Raw genomic sequence first — 18,291 nt, forward strand, 5'->3', positions numbered from 1 at the left:
ACTAACTTTCACCGTCCAGCACATTCACGTGGTCCATCCCTGGGGCAGGCGGTGAAGTGAAGGGCGAGCGCCGGCAGAGACGTTCGGTCGCACATCTACGAAGGAGAAGATCAGTGGCAATCAAGAAGTTGGCAGCGATCGGCGCGTTCGGCGTCGTGGCTGCTCTCACGCTCAGCGCATGTTCCGGTTCGACCGGGAGCGGCCAAGGTGCCGCCCCGAGCGATGGAAAGGTCCCTCAGGTCGATGGCAAGGGGCAGAAGATCACCGTCTGGGTCATGGACGGCGATTACACGACCGAGACCCTCGACGCGATCAACGCGAAGTTCACCGAGAAGACGGGAGCGGAGGTCAACCTCCAGGTGCAGACCTGGGACGGCATCACCACCAAGATCACGACCGCACTCGCCACCGACACCCCGCCGGATGTCGTCGACGTCGGCAACACGCAGGTCGCAAGCTACGGCGCGAACGGCGGACTGTTCGACCTGAGCGCGTACAAGGACGACCTGGCGCAGGGGCAGACCTGGCTCGACGGCCTCGTCGACCCCGCGACGATCAGCGGCAGCCTCTACGGCGTTCCCGGATTCGCCGGAGCGCGCGCCGTCGTCTACAACAAGACGATGTGGGCCGCCGCGGGAGTGACCGAGGCGCCGACGACGTATGAGGAGCTCACGGCAGCCCTCGACAAGGTGAAGGCCGCGAACGCCCAGACTGCGGACTTCGCACCCTTCTACCTCCCGGGACAGTACTGGTTCGCCGGCCTCCAGTTCGTCTGGGACGCCGGCGGCAGCATCGCCACCGAGAAGGACGGGTCGTGGACCTCCACGTTCGGGAGCGAGGCGTCGATCAAGGGCCTGAGGACGTTCCAGTCCTTCCAGAACGAGTACTCCACGGCGGCATCCTCCACACTCGACACCCTCGAGCCGAACCAGAGCCAGATCTTCGCCGACGGGAAGACCTCGGCCATCCTCAACACCAACACGGCCGCGATCCTCAAGATCGATCCCACGCTCGAGGACGACCTCGGCACCTTCCCGTTCCCCGGTCAGTCCGGCGAGTCGCAGCCCGTGATGCTCGGCGGCTCTGACTGGGCCATCCCTGTGAAGTCGCAGCACAGCGACCTCGCGCTGAACTGGGTCAAGATCGCCGCGAGCCCCGAGATCCAGAAGGACTACGTCTTCGGCGTGGACGGCTGGATCCCGAACAGCGCCGAGGGCATCGCGTTCGCGCAGGAGTCGCTGGATGAGGTGAAGGCCAGCTTCTTCACGGCAGCCCTCAACTCCCAGGCCACTCCGGCGAACGCGAACTGGACGACGATCGAGAGCAACAAAGCGATCAACAACCTCTTCTCGTCCATCGCCTCCGGATCGAAGAGCGTGCAGGAAGCCGCCGACGACTTCGACGTCGCGGCGGACAAGACGCTCAACACCAAGTAGTGGCACGGGTGCCGGGCGGCTCCGTCACCCGGCACCCGTTCCCCTGAGAACCCGCGCGCCGATCATCCGTCGGCGCTGCGCAGATGAAAGGCGAGTCCTTGGTCAGCACTCCCGTCGAGGTACGTCGAGCCTCCCCGACGCGCTCCCCCCGAACGAACAACCCGCACAGATCCTCCGCACCGTTCTGGCTGCTCAGCCCGGCGGGCATCGTGATCGTCTTCGTCACGCTGCTGCCGATCGGATTCCTCGTCTTCACCTCTTTCACGGACTACAACCAGCGGACTCTGTTCACGGGAGCCTTCCAGTTCGTCGGACTGGAGCAGTACGGCGCCGTGCTCGCGGACCGCGAGTTCTGGTGGGCGCTCGTGCGCACGGTGTTCTTCACCACCGCCCTGGTGGCAGGCAGCGTCGTGATCGGCGCGGGCATGTCGCACCTCATGACGCGCCTGACCTCTGCGCTGCGGCTGGTCACCACCGTCGTGCTGATCCTCGCCTGGGCGATGCCGAACGTCGCATCGTCGATCGTGTGGTCCTGGCTCTTCCAGCCGCAGTATGGCGTCATCAACTGGATGCTGACCCAGACCGGGCTGTTCGGCGACATGACCAGCACCGACTGGGCGTCGGACCCCACGCTCGCCTGGGTGTGCATCTGGCTGCTGGTCGTCTGGCAGGCCGTGCCCTTCATCGCGCTCACGCTGTACGCCTCCGAGACGCAGGTCCCCGGCGAACTGAAGGAGGCGGCCAGGCTCGACGCCGCATCCGAATGGCGGATCTACCGGGTGGTGGTGCTGCCGTCGATCGCGCCCACCATGCTCCTGGTCACGATGCTCTCGATCATCTGGGACTTCAACGTCTTCAACCAGATCTGGCTGATCTCGGAGGGCGGCCCGAACGGAGCGACCTCCACGCTCGGCGTCTTCACCTACACCACCGCCTTCTCGGGGAACCTGCAGATCGGGACCGGCGCCGCGATCGCGGTGGCCTCGACGCTCATCCTCGTCGCGCTCAGCGCCCTGTACATCCGAAGCCTCGTGCGTTCGGGAGAGGATCTGTGACCATGGCCACTCGCACCCGTCGGCGCCGCCGCACTCCCTGGATCAGCAGCACCATCGCCATCGTCTTCTGCATCGTCTGGGCGTTCCCGGTCTACTGGATGGTCAACACGGCGTTCAAGCCGCGGTCGGAGATGCTCAGCACGACACCGCACTTCCTCCCCGAGAATCCCACCCTCGACAACTTCTTCACGGCCATCGGCAAGGGACAGTTCCTGGTCTACTTCCAGAACTCGGTGGTCGTGGTCGCCGGGGCGGTGATCTTCTCGATCGTGCTCGGGCTGTTCGCCGCGGCCGCGCTCTCGCGGTTCCGCTTCCGTGGACGACGACCGATCCTCGTGCTCATCCTGATCATCCAGATGCTCCCAGCGACGGCGCTGCTCATCCCGCAGTTCCTGATCTTCAACTCGATGGGCCTGCTCGGAACGTACTGGGGACTCATCTTCGCCTACGTCGCGGGAGTGCTCCCGTTCTCGATCTGGGTCATGCGCGGTTTCTTCCTGGCCATCCCGATCGAGATCGACGAGGCGGCGCGGATCGACGGCGCATCCACCTGGCAGGTCCTCACCCGAGTGCTGTTCCCCCTGGTGATGCCCGGCATCATCTCCAGCAGCGTGTTCGCCTTCATCGCCGCGTGGAACGACTACATCATCGCCTACACGTTCATGAAGGATCAGGCGAACTACACCCTGCCGGTCTGGCTGAACTCCTTCACTGTCTCGGTCGGCGGTGAGATGGGAACCGACTACGGCGGGCAGATGGCTGCGGCCACGCTGTTCGCGCTGCCGGTCGTCGTGTTCTTCATGATCATCCAGCGCAACCTCGTCACCGGGATGTCCGCGGGGGCGGTGAAGGGCTGAGGCGTGCGATCACCGGCTGCCGATGCACACGCGGTGTGCGAGGCTGGGATCCGTTCGCCGGCCTCACCCGTCCCGGTGATCGCGCACCGAAGAGAGAGGAAGATCAATGGCTGATCTTCGCATCACGAGCAAGGCTCTGCCGGAGCACAGTCGTCTGCGCAACAGGGCGATGCTTCTGCAATCGCTGTTCCACGACGGGCCGCGCAGCCGTGCCGACATCGCGCGGCTCCACGGCCTGAACAAGGTCACGGTCTCGGCCATCGTGGCCGAGTTGGTGGAACAGGGGATCCTCGTCGACGCCGGTCAGTCCACCGCGGTGCGCGTGGGCAAACCGGCGACGCTGGTCGCCATCGACGACGACTCGCGCTCGATCATCAGCCTCGACCTGTCCGACGAGAAGGCCTTCCAGGGCGCGGTCATGAACCTGCGCGGCCGGGCATCGACCCTGCGGCGCCTCGACGGGCAGGCCGACCGCGGAGATGCCGCGATCGCTCGTGTCATCGACATGGCGGAGGACCTGATCGGTCAGGCCACGGCGCCCGTGCTCGGCATCGGCATCGGGAGTCCTGGCGTCGTGGACCGCGACGGTGTGGTGCGCTACGCCCCGCACCTCGGCTGGTTCGACGCCGATGTGCGCGGTGCTCTGGCCAGGCATTTCGATCTGCCGGTGCACATCGTCAACGACGCCAACGGCATGGCGCTCGCCGTGCACACCTTCCGTCAGAACGACGGGCGGAGCATTCTGATCCTCACCATCCAGAGGGGAGTCGGTGCGGGGCTGATCGTCGGGGAGAAGCTCATCGACGGCGAGGACTTCGCCGCGGGCGAGATCGGGCACGTGATCGTGGCGCCGGAGTGGGAGATGGAGTGCGCCTGCGGGCGCCGCGGATGTCTGGAGTCGATCGTCGCGATCCCGGAGCTGCGGCACCGGATGGACGAGGGGGAGCCTCGGGACGTGGTGATGCAGGATGCGGCCGACGCGATCGCAGCGGCCGTCGCGCCCATCATCGCCGTCCTCGGAGCGACGCGCGTGGTGCTCGCCGGTCCCGAAGACCTCCTCGACGATGCCTTCGCTGCGGACGTGCAGCAGCGCCTGACCGCACGCACGCTGCCCGCGACGACGCGCCCGATCGGGGTGGACATCGGTTCCGACGGCGGCCTGCTCGGGCTGCAGGGGGCGGCTGTCGCGGTACTCTCAGCGGAGCTGGGGATCTCGTGACCACGGTGGTCGGATGCCCTCTTGAGTGGGAGAGTGTCTGATGGGGTCGAGGAACGCGGATGCGATCGTGGCGAGTCGCGGTACCGAGAAGGCGCTTCCGGAGCACACGCGCCAGGTCAACCGGTCGCTGATCCTTCGCACGCTCTTCCACGGGGGCGCGATGAGTCGCGCCGACCTGGCGAGGGGGACCGGTCTGACCAGAGTGAGCGTGTCGCGGATCGTGGATGACCTCACCGCCGAGGGGCTGGTCCTGGAGCACGGGCCCAGGTCGGGCGGACGCGTGGGCAAGCCGAGCACGCCGATCGCGTTGAACGCCGACGCATACCACGTGGTGTCCCTCGACCTGTCGGCGTACGCCGAGCTCACCGGCGCGATCATGAACCTCGATGGCGAGGTGATCCACACCATGAGCATGCCCATGGACGGAGCCACCGGTGAGGCGCTCCTGCGGAAGGTGTGCTCCCTGGCATCGGCGCTCGTCAAGCGTTCGACCGTGCGCGTCCTCGGCGTCGGGGTGGGTTCGCCCGGCGTCGTGAACGCCGAGGGCGTGGTTCGTGAGGCCGTGGCCTTCGACTGGCACGATCTCGACGTCGGTGCCGCGATCGCCGACGCCGTACCCGTTCCGGTGCACATCGCGAATGACGCGAACGCCGCGGCGCTCGCCGCTCGGACCTACGGGCAGCCTGCCGTCGAAGACCTGGCCCTCGTCCGGATCGGGCAGGGCATCGGCAGTGGCGTCGTCGTGGGCGGCACACTGGTCACCGGTCATCGCTACACCGCCGGTGAGATCGGGCACGTGCTGGTCGACGAGACCGGCGTGCAGTGTCGATGCGGCCGCCACGGATGTCTCGAGGTCGTCGCCGCGGTCCCGTACATCCGGCAGCATCTGGCCCGGCCCGGCGCCTCCGCCGATGAGGTGCTGGGAGCGGCCGGGCGGGCGCTCGGACGCGTGCTCACACCCGTCGTGACGGCGCTCGGGCTCGAGCAGGTCGTCCTGTCCGGTCCGGAAGACGTGGTCGGCGGCGTGTTCCTCGATGAGGCCAGGGCGACCATCGAGGAGCAGACACTCGCCATCGTCACCGATGCGCTCGACATCCGCGTCGCCGTGCGTGGCGACGACATCGTGCTCCTCGGGGGAACCGCCCTCGTCATCGCCGAGGAGCTCGGCATCCGCTGAGAGGCGGAGTGGCGGGGGTGGGGCTCAGGCGGCGACGCGGGTGACGTCGGCGATCGCGCTCGTGAAGAAGTCGAGCCCATCGACACCGCTGCGCATGGCGGCGGACGTGTCGGGGCCGAAGCCCGCCTCGGTGGCGTGCTCGGGGTGCGGCATCAGGCCGACCACGTTGCCCGCCTCGTTCGTGAGGCCGGCGATGTCGCGCAGCGAGCCGTTCGGGTTCACGCCCGCGTAGCGGAAGGCCACGAGCCCCTCGCCCTCGATGCGGTCGAGCGTCTGCTCATCGGCGATGTAGCCGCCGTCGGCGTTCTTGAGCGGGATCACGATCTCCTGGCCGGTGCGGAACGCGTTGGTCCAGGCGGTGTCGGAGTTCTCGACCGTGAGCTTCTGGTCGCGACGCACGAAGTGCTGGTGGTTGTTGCGGATCAGGCCGCCGGGGAGCAGGTGCGCCTCGACGAGCATCTGGAATCCGTTGCAGATGCCGAGCACGGGCATGCCCTTGGCGGCGGCATTCTTGACCTCGCTCATGATCGGCGAGAGCGCGGCGATCGCGCCGGCGCGCAGGTAGTCGCCGTAGCTGAAGCCGCCGGGGAGCACGAGGGCATCGACGCCCTCGAGGTCGTGCGAGCCGTGCCACAGGGCGACCGGCTCGGCGCCGGCGATGCGGACGGCGCGCTGCGCGTCGCGATCGTCGAGCGAACCCGGGAAGGTGACGACGCCGATGCGGACGGTCACTCGACCACCTCGATGCCGACGACGTCCTCGATCACGGAGTTGGAGAGCACCTCGTCGGCGATGCGTCGGGCCTCGGCGAGCACCTCGTCGGTGACCTCGCCCTCGACGGTGAGCTCGAAGCGCTTGCCGATGCGGACATCGGTGAAGCCCTCGACGCCCAGGCGGGCGAAGGCGCCGGAGACGGCCTTCCCCTGCGGGTCGAGCAGTTCGGGCTTGGGCATGACGTCGACGACGATGGTGGGCATGAACGGCTCCGGGAGTCGCGGGCGGACGGGCGCACCCAGTCTACTGCCCCGGGTGACGGCCCCTGCTCGCGAGGCGCGGGCTACGCGGAGTGGAAGACCGTGTGCAGGTCTCCGACCGTCTCGCGTCCGCCGAGGCCGTCGATCTCGAACAGCACGGAGATGCCGATGACATGGCTGCCGAGGCGTTCGACGAGCTCACGGCCCGCGGCGAGCGTTCCTCCGGTGGCGAGCACGTCGTCGATGAGCAGCACGCGGGAGCCTGCGGGTAGGTCGTCGTGCATCTCGATCGTGGCGGTGCCGTACTCGAGGGCGTAGTCGACGGATGCCGCGGGGCGGGGCAGCTTGCCGGCCTTGCGGATCGGGATGAGGCCGACGCCGGCGGCGAGGGCGGCGGCGCTGGCGAGGATGAAGCCGCGTGCCTCGATGCCGGCGATCACGTCGAACTGGCCGGCGAACGGGGCGATGATCGCCTCCGTCGTCACGCGCAGCGCCTCGGCGTCGGCGAGGAGCGGGGTGATGTCGCGGAAGATGATGCCCGGCTCCGGATAGTCCGGCACGTTGCGGATCAGGGCTTCAGCGCGGACGAGGGCAGGGGAGAGTGTGGCTTCGGGCACTGCCCAAGGGTACCCCGGCTGGCTCAGGTTGACACCGTGGGAGCGCTCCCATAGAGTGACTGCCCAGTATGTGGGAGCGCTCCCACGACGTCCCGAAGCATCACACACCGCACGACCACCACAAAGGAGTGAACTGTGAACACACGTGCCCGCCACCGGATCCTCGTGACTGCCGCCGTGGCATCCGTCTCCGCCCTCGCCCTGGCCGGCTGCTCCAGCAGCACCGGCGACAACGGCGAAGGCAACGCCGACGAACAGGTCACGCTGACCGTCACCACGTTCGGCACCTTCGGCTACGACGACCTCTACAAGGAGTACGAGAAGCTCCACCCGAACGTGAAGATCGAGGCCACCAACATCGACACCGGTGGCAACGCCCGCACCGACGCGTTCACGAAGATCGCCGCCGGCTCCGGTCTCAGCGACGTCGTCGCGATCGAGGAGGGCTGGCTCGGCGCGATCATGGACGTCTCCGACACCTTCGTCGATCTGCGCGACTACGGCATCGAAGACCGCAAGGCCGACTGGGTCGACTGGAAGTACGGGCAGGCGACCGATGCCGAAGGCCGCGTGATCGGCTACGGCACCGACATCGGCCCGAGCGGCATCTGCTACAACGGCGCCGCGTTCGAGGCCGCCGGTCTCCCGAGCGATCGCGAGTCGGTCGCCGAGCTGCTCAACGGCGACTGGGAGAACTACTTCGCCGTCGGCGCCGACTACACCGCCAAGACGGGCAAGGCCTGGTACGACCACTCCGGCTTCGTGTGGAACGCCATGGTCAACCAGCTCGACGAGGGCTACTACACCGCCGACGGCGAGCTGAACGTCGAGGGCAACGACGAGCTCAAGCAGCGCTTCGAGCTGCTGGGAGCCGCGACCGAGGGCGGCCAGTCCGCCGCGCAGACGGCCTGGGACTGGAACGGCGGCAAGTCGTTCGTCGACGGCACCTTCGCGACGTTCGTGTGCCCCGGGTGGATGCTCGGCGTGGTGCAGGGCCAGATCGAGGCCGGCGGCGGCGATGCGTCGACCGGATGGGACTTCGCCGACGTGTTCCCCGGAGGCGCGGCCAACTGGGGTGGCGCCTTCCTGTCGATCCCGGAGACCTCGCAGCACAAGGAGGCGGCGGCCGAGCTCGCCGACTGGCTCACGCAGCCCGAGCAGCAGGTGAAGCAGTCCGCCGCGGCGGGCAACTTCCCCTCCACGATCAAGGCGCAGGAGAAGCTGGCCTCGGACGCGACGCCGAACGCCTTCTTCAACGACGCTCCCACCGGTGCGATCCTCGCCGAGCGTGCGAAGGGCGTCGTGGCGCAGTTCAAGGGCGCGGATGACTCGGTCATCCAGGAGAACGTCTTCGGTCCGGCGCTCAGCAGCCTCGACCGCAAGGAGACCGACACGCAGGGTGCCTGGGACCAGGCGATCGGTCTGCTGAACGAACTCGTCGGCTGATCACCCCGGGGCGCCTCGTCCCGCGCAAGCGGGATGCGGCGCCCCATCCGCCTCCCTCCAAGGACACCCCATGACTCTCACCGCCCCGCCGAAGGCATCTCAGCCCGCGGCATCCGCGCCACCGGATGCGCCCGCGAAGCGCTCCTGGCGCCACCGCGTCTCACGCTTCGACCAGCACGCCTCGCCCTACTTCTACATCTCGACGTTCTTCCTGCTGTTCGGGCTGGTCGGTCTGTTCCCGCTGCTGTACACGGTGTGGGTCGCGGTGCACGACTGGGACCTGCTCAAGGGGCAGGGCGACTACGTCGGCGTCGGCAACTTCGTCGAGATCCTCGGCGACGCCATGTTCTGGAACTCCATCGGCAACACCCTGAGCATCTTCCTGCTCTCCGCGATTCCGCAGCTGGCGGTCGCCCTCGTGATCGCGTACCTCCTCGACCGGGGACTCCGGGCCCCGACGTTCTGGCGCATGAGCGTGCTCATCCCGTTCGTGGTCACCCCGGTGGCAGTCGCCATCATCTTCTCGAGCATCTTCAACGAGGCCGACGGCCTGGCCAACAACCTGCTCAACCTCATCGGCATCGCCGACCAACAGTGGAAGCACAACACGGCCCTGTCGCACATCGCGATCGCGGTCATGGTGAACTTCCGCTGGACGGGGTACAACGCCCTCATCCTGCTGGCCGCGATGCAGGCCGTGCCGCGCGACCTGTACGAGTCGGCGGCTCTCGACGGCGCCGGCGCCGCCCGCCGGTTCTTCTCGATCACGATCCCCACGATCCGGCCGACGCTCATCTTCGTGATCATCACGGCCACGATCGGCGGGCTGCAGATCTTCGCCGAGCCGCGCCTGTTCGACGTCTCCACCGCGGGCGGCATCGGCGGCAGCGACCGGCAGTTCCAGACCACGGTGCTGTTCCTGTGGGAGCTGGCGTTCTTCCGCCGCAACCTGGGCGAAGCGTCGGCCGTCGCCATCCTGCTGTTCCTGCTGATCGTCGCGATCGGCGTGATCAACTTCCTCATCTCCCGCCGCATCTCCACCGGCGATGCCCCGAAGAACCGCATGGCCCGACGCCGCGCCCGCACGACCGAGTCGTCAGCGACCGCAGCAGCCGCAGGGACGACGATCGCCACCACGACCGAGGAGAACGCGCGATGACCGCCACGCAGGCACTCAGCGTGCCCGAGAGGATCCGCCGTCGCCGTGGCGCATCCACCGGCACGGCCGGAATCGGCAGCCGCCCCGGCTTCCTCACCTACGGGCTGCTCGCCGCGTTCATCATCGGCAGCGTGTACCCGCTGTGGTGGTCGGTCGTGGTCGCGAGCCGCACCAACGCCACCCGCGGCGAGACGCTGCCCCTGCTCCCCGGCGGCAACTTCTTCACCAACGCGGCCAAGGTGTTCGACGCGATCCCGTTCTGGCTGGCGCTGGGCAACTCATTCCTCATCTCGACGATCATCACGGTCTCGGTCGTGACGTTCTCGACCCTGGCCGGATACGCGTTCGCGAAGCTGCGGTTCAAGGGCCGCGACGGACTGATGATCTTCGTGATCGCGACCATGGCCATCCCGACGCAGCTCGGCATCATCCCGCTGTTCATGCTGATGCGCCAGCTCGGCTGGACCGGGTCGATCGGGGCGGTGATCGTGCCGACCCTGGTGACCGCCTTCGGGGTGTTCTTCATGCGGCAGTACCTGGTCGATGTGATCCCGGACGAGCTGATCGAGGCCGCGCGCATGGACGGCGCGAACCAGTTCCGCACGTTCCTCACGGTCGGCATTCCCGCCGCGCGCCCGGCCATGGCGATCCTCGGACTCTTCACCTTCATGACCGCATGGACCGACTACCTGTGGCCTCTGATCGTGCTCTCCCCGCAGAATCCGACCCTGCAGACGGCGCTCAGCCAGCTGCAATCGGGCTACTACATCGACTACTCGATCGTGCTCGCCGGCGCGGTGCTCGCGACCCTCCCCCTGCTCGTGCTCTTCGTGATCGCGGGCCGGCAGCTGGTCAGTGGCATCATGGCGGGCGCGGTGAAAGGATGACCCCTATGACCCGTTCCTTCCCCGAGAACTTCCTCTTCGGCGCCGCCACGGCGGCCTACCAGATCGAGGGAGCGGCCTTCGAGGACGGACGCACGGCGTCGATCTGGGATGCGTTCGCGCGTGTGCCCGGCGCGGTCGTCGGCGCCGACAACGGCGACGTGGCCTGCGACCACTACCACCGGTATCCGCAGGACGTGGCGCTCATGAAGGAGCTGGGGCTGCAGACGTATCGGTTCTCCACCTCGTGGTCGCGTGTGCGCCCCGACGGCGGTGCGGTGAATGCGGCGGGGGTCGACTTCTACGAGCGGCTGGTCGACGAGCTGCTGGCCGCCGACATCCTGCCCTGGCTGACGCTCTACCACTGGGACATGCCGCAGGCCCTGCAGGAGGTCGGAGGCTGGACGAACCGCGACACGGTCGACCGCTTCCTCGAGTACGCGGGCACCATGCACGACGCCCTCGGCGACCGGGTGAACGTGTGGACCACGTTGAACGAGCCGTGGTGCTCGTCGTTCCTCTCTTACACGGGCGGCGAGCACGCGCCGGGGCACACGAGCATCGCGGAGGGGCTGCTCGCCTCGCACCACCTGCTGCTCGCGCACGGCCGGACGGTGCAGGAGTTGCGCGGCCGTGACGCCTCGCTCAACCTCGGCATCACCCTCAACCACACGGTCGCCGATCCCGCCGACCCGCAGAACCCGGCCGACGTCGACGCTGCGCGCCGGGTGGACGGCCAGTTCAACCGATGGTTCCTCGACCCGATCTACCGCGGCAGCTACCCCGCCGACATCGTCGAGGACATCAGAGCGGTGGATGCGGAGGCAGTCGCACGGTTCGAGGCCGCCGTGCACGAGGGCGACTTCGACACGATCGCGCAGCACATCGACACCCAGGGCGTGAACTACTACCACGGCGACCTCGTGTCGGGCACGGCTCCGGCCGAGCCGCCGGTGTCGGGAGGGCCCGCGACCGAGCGGAAGGGACGCAGCCCGTACCCGTCGAGCGAGGGCATCCACGCCATCGAGCGGGGCCTGCCGCGAACCGCGCAGAACTGGGAGGTGCAGCCGGAAGGGCTGACCCGGTTGCTGCAGCGGGTCTGGACCGAGTACGCCGAGCCCGCGGGCACCGTGCTCGCCATGACCGAGAACGGCGCCGCCTACGACGATGTCGCGGTGGTCGAAGACGGCGAGACGCGCGTGCACGACGCCGATCGCACCGAGTTCCTGCGACTACACCTGGATGCCGTGCTGGACGCTGTGGAAGCCGGAGTCGACGTGCGCGGCTACTTCTACTGGTCGCTGTTCGACAACTACGAGTGGTCGTGGGGGTACGACAAGCGCTTCGGCATCGTGCGCGTCGACTACGACACGCAGGAGCGCAGCCTGAAGGATTCCGGCCGGGAGTACCGCCGCATCATCGCCGCGCGGGCGGTCTAGGTCGGCGGCGGGCGCGAAAAGGTGCGCCCGACCCGCCATCCGGGCACGTTTCTGAGCCCGCAGGCACGAGAATAGGGCGATGGAAGAGAGCGTACGGTGATGTCGTCACGGGCGACCATCGAAGAGGTGGCTTCCGCCGCCGGTGTCTCCCGGTCGACGGTGTCGCGTGTCGTGAACGGGTCGACGGCGGTGAGCCCGGAGGCCCTCGCCGCCGTCCGCGCGGCGATCGACGAGCTCAACTACGTGCCCAACCGGGCGGCCCGCTCGCTGGCGTCTCGGCAGACGCACGCCATCGCCCTGATCGTGCCGGAGGACACCACGCGATTCTTCGGCGACCCGTTCTTCGCGGCCATCGTCGCGGGTATCACGGGCGCCCTCGGCGGCTCCGACTACCTGCTCAACCTGCTCATCGCCAGCGACGACCCCGGCGACAAGATGACCAGCTTCGTGCGCAACGGCGGCGTCGACGGGGCACTCATCGTGTCGCATCACACGAGCGACGCGTTCATCGACCGGATCGCCGACGCCGTGCCGGTCGTTTTCGGCGGGCGCCCGGAGCATCGACGGTCCAGCGACTACGTGGTCGATGTCGACAACGTCGCGGGGGCGGAGAACGCCACTCGACGTCTGGTCGACATCGGCCGCACGCGTATCGCGACGATCTCGGGCCCGCTGACCATGGTCGCCTCGGCCGACCGCGTGCAGGGTTTCCGTGCGGCGTTGAAGGATGCCGGACTCACTCCCTACGCGGAGGAGGAGGGCGACTACAGCGAGGCGAGCGGCGCGGAGGCTGCGCGGCGGCTCCTCGGCGGCGGACGTCCCGACGCGATCTTCGTCGCCAGCGACCTGATGGCCCGCGGTGCACTGACCGCCCTCCGCGCGGCGGGCGTGCGCGTGCCGGAGGACATCGCCCTGGTCGGCTTCGACGACTCCTCGGTGGCCGTGACCACCGACCCGCAGCTGACCACGATGCGTCAGCCGATGTACGCGCAGGGTGAGGCGATGGCGCAGGTGCTGCTGTCGCGTCTCGCGGGGGAGGATCCGCCGCAGACGACGATCCTGCCGACCGAGCTCGTGGTCCGCGCTTCCGCCTGACCCCGGTCGGCGGACGGAGGGGATGAACACGGCTGCGCTCCTGGCGCCCCCTCCGGGCCAGGAACGCAACCGTGCGTCTGGGTGCGGCTGAACGCGTCAGCCGAAGATCGATGTCAGCAGGTCACCGCCGAACAGGGTGAACGCGGTCAGCCCGGCCGAGAGCAGCAGCACCGCGGCCGTGCCCGCGACCGCGACGACCGAGATCCCGCTACCCCCGAGCCGTTGCCCGCGCAGCCCGACCGCCACTCCCGCCCTGGCCGCGATCTCGCCCGCGTTGTCGTCGCGGTACTGCGCGGTGCGGGCGGCGAAGCGACGGTGGAACTCCTCGGCGAGGGTGACGGCGGCGGCCATCGTGTCGGCGCGGTCGAACCGGGTGCTGCCGGGGAGGTACGCGTAGAGCCGGTCGGAGACGAGCTCGATCTCCGCCCCGGAACCGAGGTCGAGCACGCGCGCCATCAGGTCGGGTGTGAAGATGTACAGCGCGTCCTGCTGGTATCCTTCGGGAACGATGAGGCGGAACGTCCGGGCGAAGTCGCCTTCGAGATCCATCCGCGCCGCTCCCCGACCCAGCCCGAGGGTGGGGATCACGCTGCGCTTCCGGTTGGCGAGCACGATGTGCGGCACGGGCGAGGGCAGCGGCAACTCGATGAAGGCGAACGGGCGCTGGATCGTGGCCCGCTGGTCGCCGCGGGACACCGAGTGGTGCATACCGAGCTCGAACGGCATCCGCTCGTCGTCGCACGCGACGACGGCGCGCTCGCGGCCGTGGACGACCCGGGCGAACGGAGCACCGGGACGTCGAGTGCGCTCGAGCGCATCGGCGTATGCCCATCCGTTCCGCCACGCGAAGGCCGCGACCTTGACCCGCCGGCTCAGCCCCACGGCCCACCAGAGGAACCCGACGGCGGCGAGCACCGTGTAGCCGATCACGAACACGGCGAGGATCGGCGACACGGCGAGGATGTCGCTGCGCCCGAGGAACCACAGGCCGAACAGCATCGCCGCGGCGAACAGCAGCACGGCGACCAGGATCGTGAGGAACCGGCGGTGCGGCGGGATGCCGCAGATGCGCTCGTAGGTGAGGATGTCGCGGAGTCCTGCGCTTCGTCGCAGCGGTCCCAGGTCGACGGCTACAGGCTCCACGACAGCGTCGCCCACGGGCCGTTGCGCTTCGCGGTCGCCGCGGCCTTGAAGTCGGACCAGCCGTCGCCGAACTTCTCGAACGACTTCTCGTCGACGTTGCCGTCGGACCAGTGCATGACTCGGCCCACGATGTAGCTGAGGCCGAAGTCGGCCCAGGACGTGAACGCCGGACGCCCCTCCACGTTGATGCGGTGGATGATCTCGCGGGCTTCGGCGACGTCGCCGTGACCGAGCGCGACACCCCACGTCGTCATGGCGACGGCCTGGCCGAGCGCGTAGCCGTCGAGCGTGCGCACGAACAGGTCGGGGGTGACGATGTCCTTGCCCACGCGCTTGCGCACCTGGGCCTCGGAGTACTCGATCGAGGTGACGAAGGTGCGGGCGTCGCGCTTGTCGCCGCCCTCCTGCACGATCGCGGCGAGCCATTCCTTCGCCTTCGGGGTGCGTCCCAGTCGTTCGGCGAGCTCGGCGCGCACGGCGAGGTAGAGCACCCACACCTCGCGTCGGCGCCGCACGGTGGCGAGCCGCTCGATGTTCGCCAGCCACTCCTCGCGGGTGTGCACGCCCCACTGGTCGACGAGCACCTTCTTCTCCCGGTCGCCGAGGATGGAGGCCTTCGGGTCGTTCCAGTGGCCCGAGGGGAGGTTGACGATCTGCAGGAAGCCGAGCGCGATCTCGTCGGCTTCGGTATCGGTGGTCGAGTAGTCGGGCGAGGCCTTGACCTTCGCATCGGGGAGGATCCAGATCACCAGGAAGAACAGCACCACGGCGCCGACGATCGCCCAGGACCACCACTGGCTGATGAGCCACTCGAAGATGGACGTGATGCTGTTGAAGTCGACGCTCGCGAAAGAGTGCATGGGGTGTGCTCCTGGGGAGGGGTGAATCCGTGTCCATCCATAGATTGAACGAACATTCAGTGAGTAATCTATACGGCGGGGGGACGAATCGGGAAGACGGCCGGCGAATCTCTGGAGGTGGATGCCACATGGCACGCTCCGACGAGCAGAACCGGCTGGCCCGTGAACGCGCCAGGGAGAACATCCTGCAGGCGGCGATCGAGGCGTTCGGCGAACGCGGCGTGAGCGGGGCGAGCATCGCCGATATCACGACGCGCGCCGGCGTGGCCCAGGGGCTGGTGAACTACCACTTCGGGGGCAAGGAGCAGCTCGTGTCCGCGGTGATCGACCGCTGGTTCGAGACCGTGCTCGGTTTCGCCCGCGTCGAGGGCACGCCCGACGAGATGCTCGCCGCGGTGATCGATGGCGCGCTGACGGCGACCGCCTACGCGCTTCCCCTGCAGCGTGCGGTGCTCGCGATGCAGCAGCAGCCCTCGACGCATCGACTGTTCGCCGAGTCCGAGGCGCGGCACGAGGAGGCGGCGACTGCGGCGGAAGACGCGGTGCGCGACCTGTTCCGTGCCCGGGGTGCCGAGGATCCGGCGCTCGAGGAGATCATGCTGCGCAGCACGCTCGAGGGCATCTTCGTGAAGTTCGCGGTCTTCGGCGACACGTACCCGCTCGAGGATGCGCGGCGCTGGATCCACCGACGCTACGACCTGCCGGAGCCGGCCGCCGCACTCCCGACCGCGTCGGCTCTGCGCGATGGCGAACCGCGTCCGCGCGCGACCGCGGCGCTCGACCGTCCCGCGCGGTGAGCGAGCGGAGCCGGGCGCGACACCCTGCTCCGCTCGTCACGTCCTCAGGAGGGGTCGCCGCCGAGCGGGCCGACCGCCTCGAGCGGCTTCGGGTCGTCGGCGCCGGTCTTGCGCAAGCGGGCGATGAGGTTGCCCAGGTGGTAGATGAGGATGGCCGCGACGGTGGCGATGACGATGCCGCCCAGCTCGAACCCGGACGCCTCGTCCTTGATCATGAAACCGCCGACGGCCATGATCAGCGCGACGGCCGCCGTGTACTGGTTGACCGGGCGCGAGAAGTCGACACGGTTGTCGACCCAGATCTTGATGCCGATCACGCCGATGAGGCCGTACAGGGCCGTGGTCACGCCGCCGAGCACGCCCGCGGGCACCGAGTTGATGACCTCGCCGAACTTGGGCGAGAGGCTGAGCAGGATCGCCGCCGCTCCCGCGACCCAGTACGCGGCCGTGGAGTAGACGCGGGTGGATGCCATGACGCCGATGTTCTCGCCGTAGGTCGTGGTGCCGGAGCCGCCGAAGAAGCCGGCGAGGGTGGTCGAGACGCCATCGGCGATGAGCGCCTTGCCGGTCTGCTCGTTGACCGTCGCATCGCCCGTCATGGTCGCGACGCCGCGCACATGGCCGACGTTCTCCGCGATGAGCACCAGCACGACCGGCAGGAACATGGCGAGCGCGGTGAGGGTGCCCGGCTCGGTGAAGTTCGGGAGCGTGAAGGTGGGCAGGCCGATCCAGTCCGCCTTCTCGACGGCCTCGAAGTCCAGCTCGCCGCGGAACGCCGCGAAGATGTACCCGGCGATCACGCCGAGGAAGATCGAGATGCGGCCGAGGAAGCCGCGGAACACGACCGCGAAGAGGATGGTGATGGCGAGCGTGAACGTGGCCGTCACGGGGGCGGCGGCGTAGTTGTTGTGCGCGGCCCCGGCCAGGTTGAACCCGATGAGGGCGACGATCGTGCCAGCGAGCACCGGCGGCAGGAAGCGGTCGACCCACTTGACGCCGACCGTGTGCACGACGACGCCGATGATCGCCAGGAGCACGCCGACCGCGACGATGCCGGCCAGCGCCGTGCCCATGTTCGCGGACGCGGTGGCCGCGGTGACCGGAGCGATGAACGCGAACGACGAGCCGAGGTAGCTGGGCAGCTTGTTGCGCGTGATCAGGAGGAACAGGATCGTGCCCACACCACTGAACAGCAGTGTGGTGGCGACCGGGAACCCGGTGATGATCGGCACGAGGAAGGTCGCACCGAACATGGCCACGACGTGCTGGAGTCCGATCGTGATCGTCGCGGGCCAGTTCAGGCGCTCATCGGGACGGACGACGGCGCCGGGCTCGACCGTGCGGCCGTTTCCGTGCAGCTTCCACAGGGCCATGCGGGCTCCTCAGGGTTGGGGATGTCGGGAGTGCTGGAGCAACACTACCGATTCCTGAGTTTTCCCTGAGCGTGTCTACCAGGGTAGAAGCCCTGGGTAGAATGGTAGACATGAGCCTGAACATCAAGAACGAGACGACGCACGAGCTCGTGCGGCAGCTCGCGGCGCTCACCGGGCAGAGCCAGACCAGCGCCGTGGAAGACGCGGTGCGGCGGCGTATCGCCGAGCTGACGCAGCAGCGGTCTGACGATGAGCAGGAACGTCGTCGTCGTATCCGTGCGGTGATCCGCCGGGCGCAGCAGCTTCCCGAAACGGGTCGTACCACCGAGGAGATCATGGACGAGCTGTACGACGAGACGGGGATGCCGCGGTGATCGTCGATTCCTCAGCGCTGGTGGCTGTGCTGATGGCTGAGCCTGGCGCCGATGAACTGAGTGGTGCGTTGGAATCTCGCTCTTTCTCGTTGTCGGCGGCCACGCTCACGGAGTCCCTGATCGTGCTCCGCGGCAAGGGTGGCGAGGCGAAGGCACGCGCCCTCGATGAGCTCTTGGAACTGGCGCGAGCGACAGTGGTTCCGCTCGACGAGGCCCAGGCCCGCCAGGCGGGCGATGCCTATCTCAGGTACGGCCGCGGCTCCGGACACCCGGCGCGTCTGAACTACGGCGACTGCTTCTCGTACGCGCTCGCGATCAGTCGCGACGAGCCGCTGCTCTTCAAGGGTGACGACTTCATCCACACCGACGTGCGGCGCGTGGAGTAG

The 18,291-nt window shown here is 68.3% G+C and carries 19 protein-coding genes; 13 read left to right on the forward strand and 6 right to left on the reverse strand.

The features are described from left to right. Positions 1-113 precede the first annotated feature (113 nt). The 5 genes from WFM69_RS05175 (at position 114) to WFM69_RS05195 (ending at position 5,744) form a co-directional block, all read left to right on the forward strand. A complete protein-coding gene (locus WFM69_RS05175; RefSeq protein ID WP_337002369.1) occupies positions 114-1,436 on the forward strand; it encodes an extracellular solute-binding protein in 1,323 nt (440 codons plus the stop codon). Between the two features lie 98 nt (positions 1,437-1,534). Next, complete coding sequence (locus WFM69_RS05180; protein WP_337002371.1) at positions 1,535-2,491, forward strand: carbohydrate ABC transporter permease; 957 nt, start codon at positions 1,535-1,537, stop codon at positions 2,489-2,491. Positions 2,492-2,493: 2 nt separating this feature from the next. After that, a complete protein-coding gene (locus tag WFM69_RS05185) occupies positions 2,494-3,348 on the forward strand; it encodes a carbohydrate ABC transporter permease (RefSeq protein ID WP_337002373.1) in 855 nt (284 codons plus the stop codon). Between the two features lie 106 nt (positions 3,349-3,454). After that, positions 3,455-4,567, forward strand: a complete 1,113-nt coding sequence (locus WFM69_RS05190) for an ROK family transcriptional regulator (protein WP_337002375.1) — start codon at positions 3,455-3,457, stop codon at positions 4,565-4,567. A gap of 67 nt (positions 4,568-4,634) precedes the next feature. Continuing rightward, the gene (locus tag WFM69_RS05195) at positions 4,635-5,744 is read left to right on the forward strand and encodes an ROK family transcriptional regulator (RefSeq protein WP_337002377.1); all 1,110 of its coding nucleotides are present in this window, start codon (positions 4,635-4,637) and stop codon (positions 5,742-5,744) included. Between the two features lie 24 nt (positions 5,745-5,768). Here WFM69_RS05195 and purQ read toward each other — a convergent pair whose 3' ends face one another. From purQ to WFM69_RS05210, 3 genes are all read right to left on the reverse strand, one after another. Continuing rightward, positions 5,769-6,476 (reverse strand): phosphoribosylformylglycinamidine synthase subunit PurQ, encoded by a 708-nt coding sequence (gene purQ / locus WFM69_RS05200; RefSeq protein ID WP_337002380.1) that lies wholly within the window; start codon positions 6,474-6,476, stop codon positions 5,769-5,771. Continuing rightward, positions 6,473-6,721 carry a phosphoribosylformylglycinamidine synthase subunit PurS gene (gene purS / locus WFM69_RS05205; protein ID WP_337002382.1) on the reverse strand — a complete coding sequence of 83 codons (249 nt, stop codon included), beginning with the start codon at positions 6,719-6,721 and terminating at the stop codon, positions 6,473-6,475. Before purS ends, purQ begins: the two co-directional genes overlap by 4 nt. 80 nt (positions 6,722-6,801) lie before the next feature. Further along, positions 6,802-7,335, reverse strand: a complete 534-nt coding sequence (locus WFM69_RS05210; protein ID WP_337002384.1) for an adenine phosphoribosyltransferase — start codon at positions 7,333-7,335, stop codon at positions 6,802-6,804. Between the two features lie 135 nt (positions 7,336-7,470). Between WFM69_RS05210 and WFM69_RS05215 the strand changes: the two genes are divergently transcribed. The 5 genes from WFM69_RS05215 (at position 7,471) to WFM69_RS05235 (ending at position 13,358) form a co-directional block, all read left to right on the forward strand. Beyond that, complete coding sequence (locus WFM69_RS05215) at positions 7,471-8,781, forward strand: ABC transporter substrate-binding protein (RefSeq protein WP_337002386.1); 1,311 nt, start codon at positions 7,471-7,473, stop codon at positions 8,779-8,781. A gap of 70 nt (positions 8,782-8,851) precedes the next feature. Beyond that, a complete protein-coding gene (locus WFM69_RS05220) occupies positions 8,852-9,940 on the forward strand; it encodes a carbohydrate ABC transporter permease (RefSeq protein WP_337002388.1) in 1,089 nt (362 codons plus the stop codon). Then, a complete protein-coding gene (locus WFM69_RS05225; protein ID WP_337002390.1) occupies positions 9,937-10,827 on the forward strand; it encodes a carbohydrate ABC transporter permease in 891 nt (296 codons plus the stop codon). Before WFM69_RS05220 ends, WFM69_RS05225 begins: the two co-directional genes overlap by 4 nt. 5 nt (positions 10,828-10,832) lie before the next feature. Beyond that, positions 10,833-12,263 carry a GH1 family beta-glucosidase gene (locus WFM69_RS05230; protein ID WP_337002392.1) on the forward strand — a complete coding sequence of 477 codons (1,431 nt, stop codon included), beginning with the start codon at positions 10,833-10,835 and terminating at the stop codon, positions 12,261-12,263. 99 nt (positions 12,264-12,362) lie between these two features. Continuing rightward, complete coding sequence (locus WFM69_RS05235) at positions 12,363-13,358, forward strand: LacI family DNA-binding transcriptional regulator (RefSeq protein ID WP_337002394.1); 996 nt, start codon at positions 12,363-12,365, stop codon at positions 13,356-13,358. A 96-nt stretch (positions 13,359-13,454) separates the two neighbouring features. Here the strand turns inward: WFM69_RS05235 and WFM69_RS05240 are convergent, their stop codons facing one another. Continuing rightward, positions 13,455-14,516, reverse strand: coding sequence for a hypothetical protein (locus WFM69_RS05240; RefSeq protein WP_337002396.1), 1,062 nt, complete (start codon positions 14,514-14,516; stop codon positions 13,455-13,457). Further along, positions 14,489-15,361, reverse strand: a complete 873-nt coding sequence (locus WFM69_RS05245; RefSeq protein WP_337002398.1) for a DUF1266 domain-containing protein — start codon at positions 15,359-15,361, stop codon at positions 14,489-14,491. The genes WFM69_RS05240 and WFM69_RS05245 overlap by 28 nt, the downstream gene beginning before the upstream one ends. Before the next feature lie 128 nt (positions 15,362-15,489). Between WFM69_RS05245 and WFM69_RS05250 the strand changes: the two genes are divergently transcribed. Continuing rightward, positions 15,490-16,158, forward strand: coding sequence for a TetR/AcrR family transcriptional regulator (locus tag WFM69_RS05250; protein ID WP_337002400.1), 669 nt, complete (start codon positions 15,490-15,492; stop codon positions 16,156-16,158). A gap of 44 nt (positions 16,159-16,202) precedes the next feature. On the opposite strand, the gene WFM69_RS05255 is transcribed toward WFM69_RS05250, so the two are convergent. Further along, positions 16,203-17,531 (reverse strand): uracil-xanthine permease family protein, encoded by a 1,329-nt coding sequence (locus WFM69_RS05255; RefSeq protein WP_337002402.1) that lies wholly within the window; start codon positions 17,529-17,531, stop codon positions 16,203-16,205. A 110-nt stretch (positions 17,532-17,641) separates the two neighbouring features. Between WFM69_RS05255 and WFM69_RS05260 the strand changes: the two genes are divergently transcribed. After that, positions 17,642-17,905, forward strand: coding sequence for a type II toxin-antitoxin system VapB family antitoxin (locus WFM69_RS05260; protein ID WP_337002404.1), 264 nt, complete (start codon positions 17,642-17,644; stop codon positions 17,903-17,905). After that, positions 17,902-18,291 carry a type II toxin-antitoxin system VapC family toxin gene (locus WFM69_RS05265; protein WP_337002405.1) on the forward strand — a complete coding sequence of 130 codons (390 nt, stop codon included), beginning with the start codon at positions 17,902-17,904 and terminating at the stop codon, positions 18,289-18,291. Before WFM69_RS05260 ends, WFM69_RS05265 begins: the two co-directional genes overlap by 4 nt.

The sequence above is a fragment of the Microbacterium sp. LB12 genome, from assembly GCF_037150835.1.
Lineage (GTDB): Bacteria > Actinomycetota > Actinomycetes > Actinomycetales > Microbacteriaceae > Microbacterium.

Coding starts and splice junctions, on each gene's coding strand:
- WFM69_RS05245 (WP_337002398.1), bottom strand. CDS start 15,361: ATGCACTCTTTCGCGAGCGTCGACTTCAACAGCATCACGTCCATCTTC.
- WFM69_RS05225 (WP_337002390.1), top strand. CDS start 9,937: ATGACCGCCACGCAGGCACTCAGCGTGCCCGAGAGGATCCGCCGTCGC.
- WFM69_RS05220 (WP_337002388.1), top strand. CDS start 8,852: ATGACTCTCACCGCCCCGCCGAAGGCATCTCAGCCCGCGGCATCCGCG.
- WFM69_RS05260 (WP_337002404.1), top strand. CDS start 17,642: ATGAGCCTGAACATCAAGAACGAGACGACGCACGAGCTCGTGCGGCAG.
- WFM69_RS05185 (WP_337002373.1), top strand. CDS start 2,494: ATGGCCACTCGCACCCGTCGGCGCCGCCGCACTCCCTGGATCAGCAGC.
- WFM69_RS05235 (WP_337002394.1), top strand. CDS start 12,363: ATGTCGTCACGGGCGACCATCGAAGAGGTGGCTTCCGCCGCCGGTGTC.
- WFM69_RS05190 (WP_337002375.1), top strand. CDS start 3,455: ATGGCTGATCTTCGCATCACGAGCAAGGCTCTGCCGGAGCACAGTCGT.
- purS (WP_337002382.1), bottom strand. CDS start 6,721: ATGCCCACCATCGTCGTCGACGTCATGCCCAAGCCCGAACTGCTCGAC.
- WFM69_RS05230 (WP_337002392.1), top strand. CDS start 10,833: ATGACCCGTTCCTTCCCCGAGAACTTCCTCTTCGGCGCCGCCACGGCG.
- WFM69_RS05255 (WP_337002402.1), bottom strand. CDS start 17,531: ATGGCCCTGTGGAAGCTGCACGGAAACGGCCGCACGGTCGAGCCCGGC.
- WFM69_RS05250 (WP_337002400.1), top strand. CDS start 15,490: ATGGCACGCTCCGACGAGCAGAACCGGCTGGCCCGTGAACGCGCCAGG.